General features: G+C 37.3%; 23 protein-coding genes and 1 riboswitch. Of the genes, 15 read left to right on the top strand and 8 right to left on the bottom strand.

What is annotated here, in order from left to right; all coding sequences use genetic code 11:
• Positions 1–5 precede the first annotated feature (5 nt).
• The 6 genes from AO843_RS04780 to AO843_RS23915 all read left to right on the top strand — a co-directional run bounded on the left by AO843_RS04780 (position 6) and on the right by AO843_RS23915 (position 4,513).
• Positions 6–236 carry a helix-turn-helix domain-containing protein gene (locus AO843_RS04780; protein WP_054610017.1) on the top strand — a complete coding sequence of 77 codons (231 nt, stop codon included), beginning with the start codon at positions 6–8 and terminating at the stop codon, positions 234–236.
• A gap of 30 nt (positions 237–266) precedes the next feature.
• On the top strand, positions 267–590 hold the full coding sequence (locus AO843_RS04775) for a DMT family transporter (protein ID WP_054610016.1): 324 nt from the start codon (positions 267–269) through the stop codon (positions 588–590).
• Positions 591–602: 12 nt separating this feature from the next.
• Positions 603–974 (top strand): DMT family transporter, encoded by a 372-nt coding sequence (locus AO843_RS04770; RefSeq protein WP_054610015.1) that lies wholly within the window; start codon positions 603–605, stop codon positions 972–974.
• Positions 975–997: 23 nt separating this feature from the next.
• Positions 998–1,654: an HAD family hydrolase gene (locus AO843_RS04765; RefSeq protein WP_054610014.1), complete on the top strand. Its 657-nt coding sequence runs from the start codon at positions 998–1,000 to the stop codon at positions 1,652–1,654.
• A gap of 158 nt (positions 1,655–1,812) precedes the next feature.
• A complete protein-coding gene (locus tag AO843_RS04760; protein WP_054610013.1) occupies positions 1,813–2,244 on the top strand; it encodes a CotY/CotZ family spore coat protein in 432 nt (143 codons plus the stop codon).
• A gap of 79 nt (positions 2,245–2,323) precedes the next feature.
• The gene (locus tag AO843_RS23915) at positions 2,324–4,513 is read left to right on the top strand and encodes a YheC/YheD family protein (RefSeq protein ID WP_082389389.1); all 2,190 of its coding nucleotides are present in this window, start codon (positions 2,324–2,326) and stop codon (positions 4,511–4,513) included.
• 83 nt (positions 4,514–4,596) lie between these two features.
• On the opposite strand, the gene AO843_RS04750 is transcribed toward AO843_RS23915, so the two are convergent.
• Positions 4,597–5,808, bottom strand: a complete 1,212-nt coding sequence (locus AO843_RS04750) for an ATP-grasp domain-containing protein (RefSeq protein WP_054610012.1) — start codon at positions 5,806–5,808, stop codon at positions 4,597–4,599.
• A gap of 139 nt (positions 5,809–5,947) precedes the next feature.
• Here AO843_RS04750 and AO843_RS04745 point away from each other — a divergent pair, with 139 nt between their 5' ends.
• Complete coding sequence (locus AO843_RS04745) at positions 5,948–7,342, top strand: Mur ligase family protein (protein ID WP_054610011.1); 1,395 nt, start codon at positions 5,948–5,950, stop codon at positions 7,340–7,342.
• 145 nt (positions 7,343–7,487) lie between these two features.
• Positions 7,488–8,876, top strand: a complete 1,389-nt coding sequence (gene murF / locus AO843_RS04740; RefSeq protein ID WP_054610010.1) for a UDP-N-acetylmuramoyl-tripeptide--D-alanyl-D-alanine ligase — start codon at positions 7,488–7,490, stop codon at positions 8,874–8,876.
• Positions 8,877–8,926: 50 nt separating this feature from the next.
• Here murF and AO843_RS25030 read toward each other — a convergent pair whose 3' ends face one another.
• From AO843_RS25030 to AO843_RS04720, 5 genes are all read right to left on the bottom strand, one after another.
• The gene (locus AO843_RS25030; protein ID WP_231630070.1) at positions 8,927–9,397 is read right to left on the bottom strand and encodes a C40 family peptidase; all 471 of its coding nucleotides are present in this window, start codon (positions 9,395–9,397) and stop codon (positions 8,927–8,929) included.
• Positions 9,351–10,283, bottom strand: coding sequence for a C40 family peptidase (locus AO843_RS04735; RefSeq protein WP_231630069.1), 933 nt, complete (start codon positions 10,281–10,283; stop codon positions 9,351–9,353). Before AO843_RS04735 ends, AO843_RS25030 begins: the two co-directional genes overlap by 47 nt.
• A 244-nt stretch (positions 10,284–10,527) precedes the next feature.
• Positions 10,528–10,893 (bottom strand): VOC family protein, encoded by a 366-nt coding sequence (locus tag AO843_RS04730; protein ID WP_054610009.1) that lies wholly within the window; start codon positions 10,891–10,893, stop codon positions 10,528–10,530.
• Positions 10,894–10,991: 98 nt separating this feature from the next.
• Positions 10,992–11,576: a TetR/AcrR family transcriptional regulator gene (locus AO843_RS04725; protein ID WP_054610008.1), complete on the bottom strand. Its 585-nt coding sequence runs from the start codon at positions 11,574–11,576 to the stop codon at positions 10,992–10,994.
• A 4-nt stretch (positions 11,577–11,580) separates the two neighbouring features.
• Entirely contained in the window at positions 11,581–12,303 is a 723-nt protein-coding gene (locus AO843_RS04720; protein ID WP_054610007.1) for an MBL fold metallo-hydrolase, read from the bottom strand.
• Positions 12,304–12,489: 186 nt separating this feature from the next.
• Positions 12,490–12,681: riboswitch (cobalamin riboswitch) on the top strand.
• 215 nt (positions 12,682–12,896) lie between these two features.
• On the opposite strand from AO843_RS04720, the gene AO843_RS24835 reads away from it, so the two are divergent.
• From AO843_RS24835 to AO843_RS04705, 4 genes are all read left to right on the top strand, one after another.
• Positions 12,897–13,064 (top strand): hypothetical protein, encoded by a 168-nt coding sequence (locus tag AO843_RS24835; protein WP_197278871.1) that lies wholly within the window; start codon positions 12,897–12,899, stop codon positions 13,062–13,064.
• An 86-nt stretch (positions 13,065–13,150) separates the two neighbouring features.
• A complete protein-coding gene (locus AO843_RS04715) occupies positions 13,151–13,795 on the top strand; it encodes a TetR/AcrR family transcriptional regulator (RefSeq protein WP_231630068.1) in 645 nt (214 codons plus the stop codon).
• Positions 13,796–13,811: 16 nt separating this feature from the next.
• On the top strand, positions 13,812–14,831 hold the full coding sequence (locus AO843_RS04710) for a 2,3-butanediol dehydrogenase (RefSeq protein ID WP_054610006.1): 1,020 nt from the start codon (positions 13,812–13,814) through the stop codon (positions 14,829–14,831).
• Between the two features lie 432 nt (positions 14,832–15,263).
• Positions 15,264–16,625 (top strand): PepSY-associated TM helix domain-containing protein, encoded by a 1,362-nt coding sequence (locus AO843_RS04705; RefSeq protein ID WP_054610005.1) that lies wholly within the window; start codon positions 15,264–15,266, stop codon positions 16,623–16,625.
• 181 nt (positions 16,626–16,806) lie between these two features.
• Here AO843_RS04705 and AO843_RS04700 read toward each other — a convergent pair whose 3' ends face one another.
• Positions 16,807–17,190 (bottom strand): hypothetical protein, encoded by a 384-nt coding sequence (locus AO843_RS04700; RefSeq protein ID WP_054610004.1) that lies wholly within the window; start codon positions 17,188–17,190, stop codon positions 16,807–16,809.
• A gap of 126 nt (positions 17,191–17,316) precedes the next feature.
• On the opposite strand from AO843_RS04700, the gene AO843_RS04695 reads away from it, so the two are divergent.
• A complete protein-coding gene (locus tag AO843_RS04695) occupies positions 17,317–17,511 on the top strand; it encodes a hypothetical protein (RefSeq protein WP_054610003.1) in 195 nt (64 codons plus the stop codon).
• Positions 17,512–17,667: 156 nt separating this feature from the next.
• Here AO843_RS04695 and AO843_RS04690 read toward each other — a convergent pair whose 3' ends face one another.
• Positions 17,668–18,144, bottom strand: coding sequence for a hypothetical protein (locus AO843_RS04690; RefSeq protein WP_054610002.1), 477 nt, complete (start codon positions 18,142–18,144; stop codon positions 17,668–17,670).
• A gap of 310 nt (positions 18,145–18,454) precedes the next feature.
• On the opposite strand from AO843_RS04690, the gene AO843_RS04685 reads away from it, so the two are divergent.
• Together AO843_RS04685 and AO843_RS04680 are read left to right on the top strand one after the other, a co-directional pair.
• Positions 18,455–19,933: a sensor histidine kinase gene (locus AO843_RS04685; RefSeq protein ID WP_054610001.1), complete on the top strand. Its 1,479-nt coding sequence runs from the start codon at positions 18,455–18,457 to the stop codon at positions 19,931–19,933.
• The gene (locus tag AO843_RS04680; protein WP_054610000.1) at positions 19,911–20,597 is read left to right on the top strand and encodes a response regulator transcription factor; all 687 of its coding nucleotides are present in this window, start codon (positions 19,911–19,913) and stop codon (positions 20,595–20,597) included. The genes AO843_RS04685 and AO843_RS04680 overlap by 23 nt, the downstream gene beginning before the upstream one ends.
• Positions 20,598–20,683 lie beyond the last annotated feature (86 nt).

The raw sequence follows: 20,683 nt of genomic DNA, 5'->3' as shown, positions 1-20,683 counted from the left end.
AATATATGACTATAATTATTCGCTTAGATCGGATGCTAGCGGATCGTAAAATGCAGCTGAGTGAGCTTGCTGAGAAGGTTGATGTTTCTATTGTCAATCTCTCAAATTTAAAAACGGGCAAGGTAAGAGCCGTGCGTTTCTCTACTTTAAACGCCATCTGTAAGGCTTTAGGCTGCCAGCCGGGAGATATATTAGAGTATGTCGAGGATGAAGAGGAAAATCATCGTAGCGTATAAACACAGCAACAAAGAAAGGATTTTCATAAAATGACAGCTTTTAGTTTTTTATTCATCGCCATTGTAGCCGAAGTTTTCGCAAGCTCTATGCTAAAGCGCACGGAAGGTTTCTCTCGTATTTGGCCATCTTTCGGTGTGGTGGTTGGCTATGGAACCGCTTTTTATTGTTTGGCTGTAACCTTAAAAATCATACCCATCGGTACTGCCTATGCCATATGGGCAGGATTAGGCACTGCACTAACAGCCATTGTGGGCGTTGTCCTGTATAAGGAAATATTCAATCGCAAGAAGATACTAGGGATTCTTTGCATTATTATGGGTGTCGTGGTGCTCAATCTTGCGGGTGGTCATTAGGAGGCTAACACGATGAAAGGCTATTTATTTTTAACACTCTCGATTATCAGTGAGGTTTTTGCGACAACCATGCTGAAGCTTTCGGATGGCTTTACTGTCTTAGGACCTTCTGTGGCAGTAGCTCTTGGCTATGGGATATCATTCTATAGCTTATCACTATGCTTGAAAACCTTGCCCCTAAGCCTAGCCTATGCCATATGGTCAGGTGTCGGCACCGCCCTGACGGTCATTGTAGGCATTGTGATTTGGAACGATATCTTTAACCTTTACTCTGCGCTGGGGATCGCCCTCATTATAGGCGGTGTTATTTTGTTAAATCAAGGAGATCGAAATGGTAGAGAGATCGATAGCAATGCAGAAGTGACGGATAACATGCAGGAATAGCAGATTACCTAAGGAGGATTTTCATGAAAGCTCTTATTTTTGATTTTGATGGTACGATTATTGATACGGAAACAGCTTGGTATACAGTTTTTAAGGATGCATATGCATGCTATGGGGTGGAATTATCATTAGAAACATATGCTAAATGCCTGGGTACAAATCTACAAGCTTTTAATCCTTATACATATTTAGTGACACATCATCAAGTGGAATTGGATGTTGAGGGATTTCGTACATCCATTCAACAAAAACATGCAGAGCTAATGGAAGTGGAAGTCATTAGACCTGGTATTTTAAATCTATTGCAGCAAGCAAAGGAAGCGGGTTTACAAATTGGTCTTGCTAGTAGTTCAAGTCGTCAATGGATTGATCAGTATGTAGATAAACTGGGTTTACGAGCATTCTTCGATTGTTACTGTACGGCTGATACGGTGACAAATGTTAAGCCTCATCCTGAGTTGTATTTACAGGCACTGGAGCAATTGGGTGTATGTGCAAATGAAGCGGTAGCTATTGAGGATTCACCGAATGGAGCACGAGCTGCTGTGGCGGCGGGACTTCATACAGTAGTCATTCCTAATACCATCACCAAGCAATTACCATTTGCTACAGGTCACTACACAATAGATGCCTTAGAACAATATGATATACAAGATCTGCTGGCGTGCTTCGTAAAATAATTAGATTCTGAGAACCTCTAACCATTCATTTCGTTTGGTAGAGGTTTTTTTAGTTTCTTTGTGAAAAAGTCGTCATATTACTTATCGCTACATATTATAACGAGAAGGCTACTTACTGGGACCAAGATACTTATTCAGACTAGAAAGGGGGCTACAATTTGAATAGTGAGAAAAAAAGAAATCACTTCTTATGCGAAGCTTTATGCGATTTGAAGGATCTTCAGGATATTATGATGGATTTTCATTCTAAATATTTCGGACAGCTGCTTGTAAAAATAGTCGGGAGTGATACAATACCATTTTTTTTAATTACCAATAGTGGCGCTCATTTAAGGTTAATGGATACGGTTAAGCAGTTTGAAACGGAGTATTTCCGTATAGAGGATGTCGATAAAGATCGATGTCGTGGCACGGTGTCATTGTTACGCGCTTTTGATTATGAGGGGAACGATACAAATTCCATTGCGGATGTGGTGAGATTAGAAAAAACAAGTACAGAAAAATCCATTGAATTTAGTAGTATTTCCGCAATCCAGCTCTTAAAGCCAGATATGCTGAAAGGGAAATTTATCATTGAGCCTAAATGGTAGCATCCAATTAAACTAGTAGTGCTAGAGCAACTGTCTATATGTAAGAGATTGAAAGTGAATGTAATAGAGAGAGAATCTAATGAAAGGAAGTTTAGCTATGACGATTATTGGTATGCTGCATCATCGACTTGATCCGACGACAGTCCTCAAGTCTTATGCTTATGCAGCAGTTGCAAAGGCGGAAGGGGCACAATTCTTTTATTTTACACCTAAAAGTGTTGATTTTGCGAAACGTTCTATTCAGGCAAAAGTTTATGAGAATGGGCAATGGCAGGAAAAAACAATGCCCTTTCCAGATGTTATTTATAATGCGGGGAGCCCTGAGAAATTATCTGTGTCAAAGGAGATTATTGATCGTTTAAAAGAAGAGATTCCATTTACGACGTATTCAATAGGGAATAAATGGAATGTTATGAAGCGATTAAAGGAAGCGCAGGAATTTGAACAATATTTGATCCCTTCTGAAATTGTAAAGGATGTCGATGTATTTCATAATTTCATGAATTATTATAAAAAGGTTGTGTTTAAGCCGATTGATGGACGAAAAGGGAAAGGAATTTATTTTATTACAAAGGCAGGAACAAAGCATTTTGAGGTGAGAAAGGATAGTACTAATACAACCTATTCGAAGCCCCAATTAGATACCTTATTAAAAGAGCAGCTTGCGTCTGGGCCCTTTATTATGCAGCCCTATATTCAATCAATGACAAAGTCTGGCCAAGTATATGATTTCCGTCTGCATGTACAAAAAAATGGTGAAGGTAAATGGGTGGTTACGACTGTCTATCCGCGAATTGCCCCAAATGGCTCTATCATTCCGAATATTAATAATGGAGGCTTTACCAATTATTTAGATCCATTTTTAGAGCAAGAATTCAAGGAAGAGGCTTACAACATTCGGCGAATGCTTGAGCATTTTTCGTTAGCCCTTGCACATCATCTAGATGAAATACAAATGGAGAAGTTCGGGGAAGTTATCGATGAAATTGGCATTGATGTCGGTTTAGATCAGCAACAAAAAATTTGGATGTACGAGGTTAATTGGCGCCCAGGTTGTCCTCCTGCTTTTTATTTAGAATTAGATGTCGTGATTAATTCCATCCGCTATGCGATGTATCTCGCAAAAAATCAAAAGCGTGTAAAAAAGAATATTGTACAACAAAAAAGCAAGCAAGTTGAGGCGAAAAAGAGCCTACCGATTATTGCGATCACTGGCAGTGCAGGAAAAACAACAACCAAGGCATTTGTCGGTTCGATTTTATCGAAAAAATGGAATGTTTTTGAATCGAAAGATTATTGGAATACGACAGAGCATACAAAAAAGCATAAGGAAGAGATCAATGATTCTCACCAAGCTGTCGTGTTAGAGTACGGTATGGCCTACCCAGGTATTATTACGAACCACTGTAGCATTATCCAACCGAATATTAGTATTGTAACGAATATTGGTTTGGCCCACGTTGGAAACTTTGATGGGGATGTAAGAGGTGTTGCGAAGGCGAAATCGGAATTGATTCATGGGATGGACCAGCAAGGGTTACTCATTTTGAATAAAGATGATGATAATTCAAGCTATTTAGAAACACAACAATTTAAAGGAAAAATATTAACTGTAGGCATTAAAAGTGATGCGGATTACCGAGCGTATGATCTTCAGTATAAAGATATTGGCATGTCCTTTAAAATGAAGCTACATGGGCAAGAAATAGAATTGTATATTCCTATTTTAGGGGAGCATCATGTTTATAATGCCCTAAATGCAGTGGCAGTAGCTGATTATTTAGGGTTTAGTCCATTGGATATCCAGGCGGGGCTCAACTTTAAAAAGCCACCAAGACGATTAACGATTTATAACTTACGTGATGATATTACGGTCATTGATGATACGGTTCACTCCCATCCACAAGGAGTCCGAGCTGCTATTGATGTACTGACGAATATTGCCAAGGAACGAAAAGTGGCGATTATTGGACAAATGCGTGAGCTTGGGGTATTGAGAGAAGAAGAATATCGGAAGGTTGGGGAGTATATTTATGAGGTAGGTATTGATGAATTCATCACCTATGGATTTAGGACAGATGAAATGAGCAATGCCGCGATCGAGATGGGCATGGACCCATCCAGAGTACACCATTTTATTAATAAAGATGCCTTGCATACACTGCTAGAGAAACTCATAAAACCTCATGATACCATTCTCGTGAAGGGTGCTAGTAAAACCAATATGTTTGATACGGTGAAATATTTGGACCAAACGTTTAAAGAATAATCAATTAATAGCTCATCTACTGAAAAAATAAAAAAACCCGAGTAACTGTCCACTGGCAAGCGGCAATTATTCGGGGGTTTTTTTCATACTCTCAAAATAAACTTGATCTCTTTGGCGGCATTTGTTGCATGATTCCGAGCTTCTGATAAGGTTGCACCTTGTGCAATGACATAAGCATAACGGTGGCCCATCGATAAAGGAGGGGTTAATAATGTACCTTTCCGTGGTTTTACATAAACCTCAACAACGCCAGTTGAATTTGTCGCTTTTGTTTTGCCAATAACCTTTTCTAAAATCCCTTTGCTTTCCACAATGACATATTTTGTGTAGACAAACTTTTTATGTCTTGGTTGAAGGTTAGGCTTTTCGCCAAGCAGAAGCTTCAGTGTTTCTTCTACTAAACTAAATCCGAAAGCCGCGTGGAGCATATTGTTCATGGCACCTCCAGAAATTCTTGGGTTAATCTCGATAAGTTTCCAGCCGTTTTGTGTCAAACGGAGCTCTAAATGGAGAGCGCCATTTTCTATATCAAAAGCCTTGACGATAGACTGAAGAACTTCCTCAATGCCTTTTTGGATATCTAAAGGAGCTTTTACTAGTACACCATAACCTGTAATGATAAACCGTTTCCCTTGTGTAATTTCCTGCTCAATAATGCCAATTACATGTGGTTGTCGTTGATACACGACAGCCTCCACTAAGTATTGCGGGCCTTCCAAATATTCTTCAATCATAATTGTCTCATAGGGGTTTTTACTGCGTAATGACTTGAGGTGGTTATGAAGTTGGTCTGCATCCGTTGCTAATAGTACATCTTTGGAGCCGGTGGATTTTGGTGATTTCACGATGAGTGGAAATGTCCAATTTTTAGCAATAAGTTCATTGGGCTTCATGAGCGAAAATTTTGGCGAATATGGTTGGTCTTTCAAGTGATTTCTAGTTTTTTCTTTATCCTCCATAATTTCAATTGCGGAGGAGGATGTATAGTTATGACAAAATTCATCACATAGCATCGAAGCAACATGGACAAATGGATCAACAAAACTAACGATACTTTTAATCTCTAATCCGGTTTTCCCTAGTTTATCAATTTCCTCTTTCATTCTCTCTATATTCAAAGTATCAATGAGTATCATTTTATGGATATCGGGGTAAGATCGTCGCTGCTGAAGTTGTTTTTCATTATTGGTGAAAAGTACTGTGAAATAGCCTAATCTTTCTGCTGCTCTTGTTGCTTCACGACTAGACCCGGATTTGTTTGTACCGATAAATATAATTGCTTTCAGGTATATCACTCCTTCTATTGGTACTTAGATACTTAATCACCTTTATATATATGCAACGAAATAGATTTCTTCTAGTTATGTATCTTGTATACATCCAAGCAACTTTTAAGAGGTTACATATACTAGAAAAGAAAGGAGGGAGAAAAGTATGAAGCCTCTTTCGGTGAAGAATTTAGCAATGATTACGGCGGGCTATTTAATACAAGGATCTGAGGAATTGCTGATACAGCATGGTGCTTATCGATTAAAACAAGTGAAAAAGCCCAATACGGCCCTTTTTACAAGTAAACGTATTGTTAATTGGAAAAGTCTTGAGCCACTTTCTCCTCTTGTAATAGTGACCGACAGAGCATATAGGCCAAATGACATTCCAACCCAGGTCATCTTCATACAGGTTGCGAATGCAAATGAGGCTTATTGGAAGTTTGTCCATTTTTATCGCAACCAGTTTCATATTCCGATCGTTGCGATTACAGGTACGTCAGGCAAAACAACGACGAAAGAGATGATTAAACATATTCTTTCTGCTGATCGGCAAGTGACGGCAACGACATTAAGTAGTAATTCAAGAACGGCATCATTGCAATACCTACTGAATATTGAGGAAGATACCGAGGCAGCTGTATTTGAAACAGCTGTTGGCTCACCGGGAGATGTCACGAATGCTGGGAAGTATTTTAAGCCGACCATTGGGATTATTACGAATATTGGCGCCCATCATTTAAATTATTGTAAGACGCTTGAAGGTTATATTCAGGCGAAGGGAGAAATGTTGGATGTCATTCAACCTAGAGGAACTTTAATCATAAATGCTGAAGACGTAAATACTCAAAAGCTAGATATCTCTAAATTCCATGGGCGCTTGGTGAAGGTGGGTATGCATGATTCTTGTCACTTTCGAGCGAGCCATATCCAATACTATCAAAAAGGTATGAAATTTGAGTTGCAACATAATAGTAAAAGTTATGACATACTTGTACCGGGATTTGGTCAACATCAAGTGTACAATGCCCTTGCTGCCATCGCAGCGGCCTACGAAATAGGCATACCTATCCCAGTTTCAGCCACACAACTCCAAACTTTCCGTCAATTGAAAAAACAACTACAACTCTTTGAGGGCATCAACCATTCTATGCTTTTAGATGATACATGGAGTATTACTACAACTTCCTTAGAGGCAGCCTTGAAAGTATTGAATGAGCTCGGAGATGGCAAGAAAAAGATTGCTGTCATTGGCACCATTACCGATTTAGGTGCGTGGGGCTATGTAATACATGAGCAAGCGGGTGAATTAATCCAACGGATTGGCGTGGATGTGCTGATAACCGTTGGAGGGCATGCACAGATTATGGCTGATCATGCGGTGAATTTAGGGTTTAACGCTCCTGTTTATAGCTATAAAAATAGTACGCTTGTTTATCCATTATTGCAGAAGATTGTAGATGAAAATACGATTATCTTAATTAAGGGTGACATGTATAGTAAAGAGATTTCGAAATTAGCAGCTGAGCTTAAGCTTAAACCTTTACCTCCCACTGAATAGTTCACTTCTTCATTCATAGGATATTGACTGTGCCATATAGATAGACGCTTTAATAAGGTATAGTAATTGATCAGAATATAGCACCCGTGATCAAGAGAATTAATAGGTCTATACAAGATTGATAAAGAGAGGAGGCGTAGTACACTTGCAACCCATTAGTGTGCAAAAACTTAGGAGCGTACTTCAGGGGAAAGTTATCCACGGATCAGATCAATGGTCTGTTCAGCATGCTATCTATTATAATCGACATGATTTAACTCAAAGCCATACACTCATGTTTGTTAGTCGAAGTGATAAAATTAACTGGCAAGAGATTGATCGTAAAGGGCCATCCCTTGTCATATCTGATAAACCAGCTACTGAATTAAAAAATGCACTAGCCAATACAACGGTTTTACAAGTGAAAAGCGTTGCGCAGGCAAACTGGACATTTATCGAATATTATCGTAGTCTTTTTCAAATTCCGGTTGTGGCATTGACAGGAACCTGTGGTAAAACGACGACGAAAGAGATGCTGAAACATATTGCTAGTAAGCATTGGCAAGTGCAAGCATCCGTTAGCAGTAAAAATGAGCCAAGACAATCATTACCCTATTTGACGGGCGTCGATGACAAAACACAGGCGGCAATATTTGAATTAGGCTTGGGGAATACAGGCAACATTAAGCACCAATGCATGATCTATCAGCCGACCATTGGCATTATTACGAATATTGGCGTTCATCATTTAGATGGCTGTCTCAATCTTGAAGGCTATATTAAAGCGAAAGCAGAGATAGTAGAAGGAATTCAAGCTGATGGTACATTAATAATTAACGCAGACGATGCTAACATCAAAAAAATTTCTTTACAAAGATTTAAGGGGAAAATTATTAGATTTGGCTTACAGGATTCAGCTGATTACAAAGCTTCGGCTATACAATTTGCCCAAACAGGCATGAAGTTTGTGCTAGAAGTAGCAGATACGAAGTACAATGTGTTTGTGCCTGGTTACGGCGAGCACCAAGTATATAATGCGTTAGCGGCTATTGCAGCCTGTAGTGAAATGGGACTTTCCATACGTCAAGCCATTTCAGGGTTAAGAACTTTTAAACCAATGGCGAGACATTTAGAATTTTCGACAGGCATTGGTAACAGTACGATTATTGACGATACGTGGACGAATAATCCAACATCTGTGGAAGCAGCCCTGAAAGTATTAGATACAGTAGGAAAAGAGAAAAAAGTCATTCTTGTGTTAGGGGATATTAAGCGATTAGGTAATTTTGAAGAAAAATATCATCGGGAAATCGGTTCCAAGGTGGCTGTCAGAAAAATTGATACATTAATTACGATCGGCAAAAGGGCAGAGGCGATTGCTGACCAGGCGCAAAAAGATGGAACCAAAGCAGAAGTTCATACGTTTAAAGATGTAATAGGTGTTTTAGAATTATTGAAACCAAAGCTTGACGCGGACACAATTGTCTTAATAAAAGGGCCGATGTCGAGTCGATCCATGATTGAATTTGCGAATAATCTTAAAAACTTATCCTAATAAAAAGGGTGTCTCCATTATTTGAGACACCCTACTATTTATATTTTTGTTTATTTTAAAACGCGTCGAGCTGTTACAAAATTCTTTTGAGCCCAAGCTGAGCTTAAATTTTGTTTGACAACATTATTATTTGTCATACTAATATATTGGTTACTCCCTAAATAGATCCCCGTTTGCGTGATTTCTTGCCCACTATTATTGGTAGAGAAGAACAACAAATCACCTTTTTGAAGCTGAGCTTTTTGCACACGTGTGCCAACTAATGCCTGTTTGCTTGCAAGTTTATTTTTTAAATCAATACCGTTCTTTTTAAATACATAATACGTAAATCCCGCACTTGTAAATGTTAGTGCACTTTCATTGTACATATAACCAAATTTTGCTTTGCTCGTTAAACCTGAAGCTGTCGCAATAATCTTGTCGGCTGACGTACTAGCTGAAGGTGCATTTACTGAGGGAGTAGATGCTGTGGCATCAGAAAAACCGTTTAGCTGTAATGTAGTGTGCTTTATAGTAATCAACCAATAAAACTCTTGTCATCACGCCATCTGAATTAGGGATGATGATACGGTGATCACCTGCATAAATTCCAACAATGGAAGGTGTTTTTGAACCTTTTACACTATTAAAGAATACTAAATCACCCTTTTTCAAGTTTGCACGTGATACTGTTGATCCTTGGTTCATTAAATCTTTTAAAGATTTGGCGCCAAGTGTCACACCACTTTTACGATAGACGAAATCAACAAATGCTGGAGCTGTAAAACGTAGACTTGATTCATTCGTTGAATTACTAATCGTTACTTTATTTTTATAAGTTAGTGCATTCTCTACAATTTTATCGCCTTTTGTTGCAGGATTGGCAGATAGAAGGGTAGGTAATACACGTCTAGCTGATACGTAGTTTTGAGTATAATAAGGTTTGCTATTTAAATCAGAGATCACAATATTTTGCTTGGAATCAGCCATGTGGATTATTTTGTTGTCACCGATATACATACCAACATGATCGGGATCAGTTCCTGTTTTTTTACTCTTAAAGAATAGTAAATCACCTTTTTGTAACTGGTTTCGCGCTACATATGTGCCTTGTTGAATCATATAGTTTTCATTATACGTCCCAAGATCTACACCATTTTTCTCGAAGATATACATTAAAAATGAAGCACAAGAAAATTTATATGGATATGTAGGCTTGTAAACCGTATTACTATAAGTGGCTTGACCCATTAAGCTTTTACCAGTTTTAATCAATTGATCGGCTTTAGCAGCAACCGCCTGAGCGTTGTTTTGTGCATTTGTTGTAGCTGCCTCTACTTGGATTGGCTGAATCGCTGTTTGAACCATTCCGAATGAGCTAAATCCAATTGTTAGTGCAAGTGTTGTAGATAAAAATCGTTTATTCATGTTGTATATAACCTCCTGAAGTGTCTAGTAGGATTTCTCCTGTATAGTTTTGCCTTGGAAATAATCGTAGCATGAAAATATAGGGCTTCTTGGCGGTAAATGTTGCCAGGGGAGAAGGGGAAAGGGCTTCAACACCTGCTATAACTGGCTTTCTCGAGGGAATTTACAGTTTTATTACAAATGTTTCAGTAGACTGTAATATGGGAGGATTTCATATAAAAAAACTGCCCCAAAAAAGGACAGTTTAGGCGATTGCCTGAATGATTTCTACTCGATTCCCAAATGGATCTCGAAATTCAAAACGTTCATAATGTGGGATAGGTACAGCGTCTAATATTTCTATTTGATGTTCGGCTAGCTTCTGCTTCCAGTAATCAATATCTTCCACTTGGTACGCAATATGAGCCTTTGTGGACAATCGATCAAAGCCATCTTCAGTTCCTATATGAACCTCTTGGTGACCAAGCTGTAACCAGAAACCGCCTCGACCCTTAAGAGAATCCGGTTTTTCAATTTCTTGAAGACCTAAGACACGACAATAAAAATCTTTTCCCTGATCCTCGGTGCCTGTTGGAATCGTAATTTGCACATGATGTAAACCAGTGATCATAGTTATGCCTCCTTTTGCAAATGCTTATAGTTAATTATAGTATAATTTCTAAATACTTGAAATAGTATGGTGAAATCTACGATTAGTCTATTGAAAGTCTAATTTTCATTTTGATTCAGCGTCACTGCATGAATGCCTTCAATAAAGGTATTTATGAGGATTGTAAAGCTTTTATTAATATCAAGTGGCATCTCGAATCCCCCCAACTGTTCAATGGAAGTGAATCCATGCAGAATACTTCGTAAACCTCTAACCATATGAATTGCCATTTCTTCTTGCAAATTATAGGTATCTAGTACGCGAAGTACAAGGTGCACGACAGATTCTTGGGCATGTTGCAATGCTTGATCATTAGCATTAGGAAAGCGAGTACTAGCATCATATAGCCCAGGATGCTCGCGAACAAATTGAATATATGCTTGACTAATTGCACGAATAGCCTCATCCCCAGAACGTCCCACTGCCGCTTGTAGCATATACGTATGAAGATTTTTTACGCCTTGAATGGCTAACTTTTGCTTCAATTCATGTAATCCATCAAGATGGTTATACAAGGAGGGTGGTCGCACTTCCAATTTTTCTGCTAATAGCCCGATTGAAAGTTGATCTAAACCGTGTTCATCAACTAATTCCGTTGCCTTTTGTAAAATAATCAATAAATCTAACTTCATCCGACGAGACATTTTTTCATCTCCTATTTTGTTTGTAAAAACTTTTTTCTGCATCTGCTATTGCTATTTCCAAAAGTTCCTGTGGCTGCATCAACATCTTTCCGTGCCCAACAGCCAGTAGGCTTGGATGGTATTCACTTATTTTTTTTGCACTTTCAAGAGCCGTGCTTTTATCCCATGTAGCTAAAGCAGGAAACGGGAACAACGGATTCATCATACCCGATACGACTAGCTTTCCTCTTGTTATGAGGGCATCCCCGGCAAGTAAACTTCTATTGCGTGTGTCAAAAAGAGTGATGGAACCAGGTGTATGACCTGGAGTTGCAATCACTTCTAATGAGCCAATGCGTTCACCATCTTTCAGTAATAAGTCCGGTTTAGTTTTAATATTTTTAGGAAGGCCTCCCTTGAGGGGTGTTTGCTTTTCATTTGGAAGCAGGCTATCATTTCCCTCCAACAAGAGTGCATCTCTTGAAGAAATGTACACCTGACAATCGGGTAATAATTCTTTTAGTGTATCTAATGCCCCTATATGATCATTATGTGCGTGAGTAATAATGATCTTCGTAATCGGTTTTCCAATATTTTTAGCTGCATTCATAATACCTTTTGCACTATATGGTAATGCTGCATCAATAAGTGTCAACTCGTGTTTTTCTTCTACAAAATAACAATTAACAGGAAATAATCTCGGCATAAATGACAATTGAAAAACTGTACCAATATTCGAAACTTTCAACTTAAATGATACCTCCTATGAAACTAATTATATTTTCATTTTAACTAATCTGATTAGTTTTGGCAATATCCTCCTTAAAATAGGTGGATAGCATCTAAAAAGTGCTAGAAAGCACAGGAATTGTAGACAAATCTAGACTTTAGTAATTTATTAAGATCGTATAAACCTTATGGTATAATAATAAAAACGGAATAATAGGATAAAGGTACAAACCAGATGTTGGATTTGTTTAAAAGGGAAGATCGGTGGAAATCCGACGCTGTCCCGCAACTGTGAATGGGAGCACATTTCAAGAGACCACTGTTACGTCTTGTAATGGGAAGGTGAAAGGTGTGATGAACATAAGCCAGGAGACCTGCCTTTATCTAGTACAGCCAAAAAACCTACGCGGATAGGGGGTGTTGAGTGTGACTAGAGAAATTCTCCTGCATGCTCATAGTACGATGATTGCTAATAGGGTAGCTTCTATGAAGAATAGAATGCTTATTTCCATATGGCAATCACCGTATTATGTCGTGTATTTGTCATAGTAGACATCTTTCTAATGAGGGAAAGATGTTTTTTTTATGTAAATCATTAAAGGAGTGGTCCACATGAATCCACAAGTTGTTGAGTACTATGAAAGTTTATTTAAATTTGAAATTATGCAAGAGCCAAAACCTTTGAAGGAGCTTGTTGAACAATATGTTGGGCATGATGCGGCGCATGAGCAATCTATTTTAGTAGCGTACGCCAATGTAATGAAAGAATTAATTGGATAATCTATTTTTGAGGGCTACTTCTTTTTGGAGTAGCTTTTTTATTTGCGCATTTATTGACAACCTATTTTAGGAAGCGTAAGATTTGATTGAACAATTGTTTTGAACGTTTGTTCAAAAAAGAGGTGAGACCAATCGATAAGTTAGATTTAGGACAAAAAGAAAAGAATAAAGAGGTAAAAGATCAAATCTTACAAGCAGCAAAAACCTTGTTTTCTTCAAGAGGATACGATGGAACAACGGTGAGACAAATTTGTGATGAGGCAAATGTGTCACTCGCACTTGTTTCCTATCATTTCGGCGGCAAAGAAAATGTCTTTAATGCGCTATTTGAACCGCTCCGCCACACTTTTATGAATGCGAATTATGATATCGATGATTCACTAGGAGCGCTTAGTAGCTTTTGTCGGAACTTTGTCCTTTACCGCATCCATGAACATGAATTAATTGATATTTTACAGCAAGAGATTGTTATGAATAGTCCACGCATAGAGATGCTGAAGGATGTTTTTTTACCTTCTTGGGAGCAACTTCGGACGATTTTACAAGCTTGTCTAGAGCAGCAAACGATTCACTTTGATTCCATTGATGTGGCCCTTAACTTTATCATGGGGACATTAATGTATTCACTCAATAATCCATTTTTAAATCGAACAGCATTGCCATTAACACCTGAACAAATTGCAGAGCTTGCAGTCAATTTCGTGTTAAATGGTCTTCAAACAAACTATTAAAAAGAAGGTAATCGCAATGAGAGCAGCAAAATTTTATGGCATGAAAGATATTCGAGTAGAGGAAGCAGAACTACCAGTACTAGAAGAGGGAATGGTGAAAGTAAAAATCGCATTTGCAGGAATATGTGGCAGTGATTTACATGAATATGTAGGAGGAGCTTATGCATTCCGTACACAGCCCGTATTAGGTCACGAATTTTCAGGGGTTGTTGTGGAAGTAGCAGACGGAGTGACACAGACGAAAGTTGGAGATCGTGTGGCAGTAGAACCTCCTATCCCATGTGGCAAATGTGATAACTGTAAACGTGGCTATTCAAACTTATGTAAACGCGGGCAGTCTTACGGCTATACGATTTCAGGAGGATTTGCTGAATATGCTGTTGTTCGTGAAGAAAATATTTATCATCTTCCTGATGACATGAGTTTAGAGTTAGGTGCACTCGTTGAACCCACAGCAGTAGCCGTTCATGCTGTTCGTCAAAGTCAATTAAAGCTTGGGGATACAGCTGCTATTTTTGGGGCAGGTCCCATTGGCTTATTAATCTTACAGGCTGTAAAGGCAGCTGGGGCAAGTGAAATCTTTGTAGTAGAGGTTTCCGATGAACGACGCCAAAAAGCGCTTGAGCTGGGTGCAACCTATGTCATTAACCCAATCGACACAGATGCCGTCGCATACATTCGTGAAAAAACAAATGGTGGGGTAGATGTTGCGTATGACGCAGCTGGTGTACAAGCAACCTTCACTAGCGGCGTAAGTGCTGTTCATCCAGGTGGCGAATTTAAAATTGTGAGTGTTTGGGAAAGACCAGTTGAATTCAATCCGAATGCAGTCGTTTCTCCTGAGGTAAAAATTAGCGGATCATTTGCTTACGTGAATATTTTCCCTGAGGTCATTCGATTACTGGCACGTGGAGTGATCGATGGGCAGGCAGTTATTACAAGCCAGATTGCTTTAGAGGATATCGTAGAAAAAGGCTTTGAAGCATTAATGAAAGATCGTAGTCAATGTAAAATTCTTGTGAATATGAGTTTATAAACCTATCCTAAATCGTAGCCAAACTTGTGTCAAAACTGGTTTGGCTATGATTATTTTTAGTCTCATAAATAGCATAATACCACTAGGAATACATTTGTTTGTCATAAAACTGCCTTTAGGACTTCATTCATATTTCACTTTTACTTTATATAATAAATTTGATATTTATCTTCATTCAGCAAATGTTTGTACTGAAAGTGAAGTGTTAAGTACAGAAGGCTTCTCCTCGCTAGGGAGAGATGAATGCAAATTGAGTGTTCAAATGCTCACTGAATCAAGATAAAGCCTCAAGCGGATATCACAGATTTTGAAGAGGAACTTTCCGACCAAGCTCCTCTTCAAAATCTGGTCGCATTGTTTTACTGCGCGAAAGCGAAACGTCAGCGGCAATTACGGTGAGGCGTATTTGATAAAATAGATTGGAGATCAAAAATGAAAAATCTGCTTTATTCAAGGTTTTGGCGATTGCATTTTTTCGCAGCCCTTTGTATTACGCCATTACTGCTATCTCTCACATTAAGTGGGATTGGTTATTTGTTCTTTACAGATGTAGAAAATCGATTATATGATGATTATTTTTTTGGCGAAAGCCATAAAGAAGAGGTCTTAACGATTGATGAAGCAGTGGAAAAAGCTGAATCTGCATTTGCAGGATACTCCACTACAAAAGTAATTATGTTGGAAGAACCTTATAATACTCGTTTAACATTATCAAACGGGAAAGAAGAGAAATACGTATTTTTAGATGATCATCATCAAATGGTTGGTAGTCAAGATGCCAATTATACATTTTCTAATATTATGAGAAATACGCATAGCTCACTATTTATTGGTGGTACATTTGTCAATTATTTAGTAGAACTAGCGGCATGCTGGACAATCTTTTTATTACTATCCGGACTTTATATGACTTTTAAAGGAGATTTATTGAAAAAGCGCAAGTCGGAAAATAAACGACAAAAAAGTAAGAGATACCATGCGCTTGTTGGGACAATCATTACCATTCCTATGGTGATGTTCATTTCTACAGGGCTTTTATGGTCTGCTTTTCAAGGTTCGATACTAGCAGATATAGCGTCAGAAAGTCCAACTTTCGGTTACCCATTATTACAGCAAAAGCCACCAACATCCGATGTGTCTGAAATTCCTTGGGCAACTCGTCAATTAGAGGCCCCAACATCTGAGGGTGAACATGCTCAGCATCATGGTGGCGGTGCTGTCCGTTATACAAATGACAACCAAATTGCGATTGCTGATCTTGAAAAAGAAATCACTGCTATGAATATCGCCAAACCTTATTCGATTATTTATCCGTCAAACGGAGAAGGCGTATACACAGTGGCTAAGGCTGGTAACTCTGGTGTAACAGGTCTCGATGTCAAGCCTACAGAAGAAGCAACTATGTATTTTGATCAATATAGCGGCAAGTTTATTGATCAAGTCAACTACGAGGATTATGGTATGTTGGCTAAGTTCTTTACATGGGGAATTCCTTTACATGAAGGTCATTTATTTGGCTGGCCAAATAAGCTTTTAAACTTAGTAGTTTGTTTAGCCTTTTTAGCAGTAATTGTGTGGGGAATTCGCACATGGATTTTACGTAGGAAAAAAGGTGCACTGTCTGCACCACCACAAATATCACATAAAATGTCGCTACCTTTCGTGATCTTCCTCATTATTTTAGGTATTATAATGCCATTGTTTGGTATATCTTTAATCGCTGTCGTGTTGATTGAATTCATCATTTTAGGATGGCAAACAAAAAAGAAATTAAGAGCAGAAGAAACTAAATAAAGATAATATGGATACGGCACAGCAGGAAATGTGCCGTATTTTTTTGTATGCCTTAAAAATCTCTTGCTTTTCTAACATATTCATATTCTCCCATTGAATCCTCCCTTTTAATTTAACTAGGAATGTTATAACCATTTTCTAAGAAGGAGGAGTATCTTTTATTCATCAAATTTCAACACCCTTAAATACTTGATTTGTATTTGTAAATATTTTTCTCTTTTTCTAAAACAGAAGTAATCTGTTCATATTTTTGTGGATTAGATGATTTTTCAAGTTGTTGCATCAACATATCTTGAGCAATATCATTTAAATCGCCGGACTCTTTTATATTTTCTTGGGTTTGTTTAACTTCCATAATAAGTACTCTTTGTCCATCTGGTTTCACAATATATTTACGTATATAACCATTTTCATTTCTGATTTCAAGCCTAGATTTGTTATTTTTTTTGTCTTCTTCATTATTCTCATCTTCATGTCTAAATAAGTTTAAAAGACTTTCATTTTTTATATTTTTATTTATCTCTACTTTCAAATAATTTGATGTATTACTCGATTGGATTTTCATATTTTTATCTCCTTTTTATATGTATGTTGTAAAAAATATACTTTATATTAGACTAATAATGCGGTGGATTTGGTATTTTTATATACCTTATTATAACCTTGAAAGTTAATAAATGGAGATTTTGTTATGGAATTTCGTTTGGTATTTTTAGCATTAGTTGCATTTTTAGGTATTTCAGGTGTAAGTATTGGAGTTGCCTTTAGAAGGTGCAAACAGGTAAAAGTGGGGGAATTGGTATACGAAAACCATCTCCTGCTTTTTCAAACTTCAACATATATTCTATTTCTGTCAAACTTTAATATTTATTCACATGTTACATAACATTAGAAAAATGAAGTAATGACAAGGGCTTACCCTTGGTTGTTACTGCATTTTCGTTAAGAAATTTTATTAACATCGCATTTTATCGAAATTGATAACCATCAACAGTAATCTGCTTTAGTTAACTAAAAGTAAAAAAGAAAAGAGTAGCATTTGCTACTCTTTTTCTCTCCTTAAATCCTTCAACATATTTAGCCTTTCAAACAGTAATACATAATCTGGATGTTCTGCAATATTAGCTTCGACTGCCATCATAGCTTTTAAATACCGTTCCATCTCTTTTGAATAAGCATTAGTGAAATCTGTAAAATTAAGTATATGTACATATTCTACTTGATCACCAAATGCACTTAAGTTTGTAATTTTTAGGTCATTGCTAATTCGTTCTAACGTATAAATATTTGCATTTCCAAAAGGATCAAATGTTTGTGTATGACCTGTTTTATATAGCTCAATTAATAGCTCCGTAAATGTGATGATGATTGTACTATGCATAGTAGTTGAGAAGAGTGAAAACTCGCTATCTATATTATGTACTAATACTTCTAGAAAGCTATCGAGATAAAAGTCATAACCATATCTTTTATCTAGGAGGACTGACACATCATTTTCTATTTCAAATTTTAATCTCATAATATACTCCTTTTAAGATAAATTATTTCTTATTTCCTTAACCTGATGTCTTAATAATATTATCTTTTGTTACAACTGTTGTCATAGTAGAAAGTTGATTTTTGAAGTTTTTCTTTCATGATTTTTATATTTTCCTTTAACTACATCGTTCAGGAAGACATATGTGCCAAATAGGTGATTATTTCCTTTGCGTGAGCGGGATACTATACTGATGCTGAAAATTATTTATAGATTTTTCAGCACGATTTTATAAAGTTTTAAGATTTGTATGGTACATTGCTAGTAGTTTCAGCTAATTGGGGGAATGTAGATGTCGATTAAAACAAGGTTTTTGCTATCATATGTAGGTGTTATTATTATTGCCATCACGCTTTTACTGGCAGCTGTTTTTCTTTTTTCCTTTGCGATCACAGGTGATGTCAAAGCGATTGAGCATTTTTACAAAAAGTCTTATGTCCAGAAGCCTTTGACGACGGTAGAGGAAAATGCTTTTTTAGATTTGAAATTATTGGCTAAAAATAATCCCCAGCAGCTATTAGATATAGAACAGCTAGAAAAAATAAATGCTCCTTCCATTGAAATCTTTGTGCGAAAAGACCATCAAATTGTTTATTCAACGCAGAAAGAGCATAAACAATTATTACTCCAAAGTTTACCTGGTTTTGAAGCGACCAATATTAATTCGCGTGACACGATCATGATTAATCAAGCGTTTTATACGTATGTTAAGTTTGATTTTTATTTCCCAGATAAAACGGAAGGCAGTATTTTTGTTTTAAGAGAGGTTAGCTCCCATGCGGAGGTAACGCGAGAACTGTTACCCATTCTTTTAGGTATCTTATTTGTATTATTTATGATGATTATCGGCTTATTAAATTATTTAGTGTCTAGAAGTATCATCAATCCTATCACAGCTTTAAAAGAAGGTGCTGAACGGATTAAATCGGGTGACTTAGATTTTGAAATTACATCCCGTTCTAATGATGAAATTGGTCAGCTCAATCGATCGTTTGAGGAAATGAGAGTTAAGCTCAAGGAATCTGTACAACTTCAGCTTCAATATGAAGAAAATCGGAAAGAACTATTGTCAAATATCTCCCATGATTTAAAAACGCCGATGACCTCAATTATTGGCTATGTGGAGGGCATTAAAGATGGTGTGGCAAATACCGAGGAGAAAATGGACAAATATTTAACAACTATCTATACGAAAGCCAAGGATATGGATGTGTTGATTGATGAGTTATTCTTATTTTCTAAATTAGACTTGAAAAAGGTGCCATTCCAAATGGAAAGTGTGAATCTTCAACAATATATGCATGATTATGTAGAGGATGCTAGCTTTGACTTCATTGCAAGAGATATTCATTTACAGTATATATCAGCAGGTTCACCGCTTTTTGCAATGTCAGACCGTGATAAATTAAGACGTGTACTAGCCAATTTATTAAGTAATAGTGAAAAATATATGGATAAACCATATAAACAAATCATTATTTCCCTGCATGAGCGAGTAGAGGATGCGATTATTCAAGTGACAGATAACGGAACGGGAATTGAGCCTACCGCATTACCACATATATTTGATCGTTTTTACCGTGCAGAACCTTCAAGAAATTCGCAAACAGGTGGAAGTGGCCTTGGATTAGCAATTGCGAAACAAATCGTTCTTGAAATGGGCGGCGATATTTGGGCGAAGAGCGAGTTAACAAAGGGAACAAGCATATTCATTTCATTGAAAAAAGCTGAGGAAAAGGGGAAAGATCATGAAAAAAATACTACTAATTGAAGATGAAGTGAGCATTGCAGAGCTCCAAAGAGATTATTTAGAAATCAATGACTTTATGGTAGATATTCAACATAATGGTGATGAGGGGCTGGAGCAGGCGCTTCATGGTGATTATGATTTAATTATTTTAGATATTATGCTGCCAGGTATGAATGGCTTTGAAATTTGTAAACAAATTCGAGCAGTGAACAATATTCCGATCTTATTTGTATCTGCTAAAAAAGAAGATATTGATAAAATTCGCGGCCTTGGTTTAGGGGCAGATGATTATATTACTAAGCCTTTTAGTCCAAGTGAACTTGTGGCAAGGGTCAAGGCGCATTTATCAAGATATGAGCGTTTAGCCACAAATCAACCAACGAACAATATGATGTCTATCCATGGTATTACAATCGATACATCAGCTCGTAAGGTTTTTGTGAATGGTGAAGAAGTTGCCTTTACGACAAAGGAATTTGATTTGCTTGTGTTTTTTGTCAAACATCCGAATCAAGTATTAAGTAAAGAACAGTTATATGAGCGAAATTGGGGCTATGAATCAGCTGCGGATGTTTCCACAGTGACCGTGCATATCCGAAAGCTTCGTGAAAAAATTGAACGTGATCCAGCACAACCGAAGTTTTTGGAAACTGTTTGGGGTGCGGGCTACCGCTTCAATGTTTAAGATAAAATACCTCGTCGTCCTGACGTGGTATTTTTTTATGAAATTTTAGACTTTTTTAAGAAATGGTTAATTGGCAATTTAACAAT

It is taken from the genome of Lysinibacillus sp. ZYM-1 (assembly GCF_001308875.1).
GTDB lineage: Bacteria > Bacillota > Bacilli > Bacillales_A > Planococcaceae > Lysinibacillus.
This window is presented reverse-complemented; position numbering and strand designations above follow the sequence as displayed.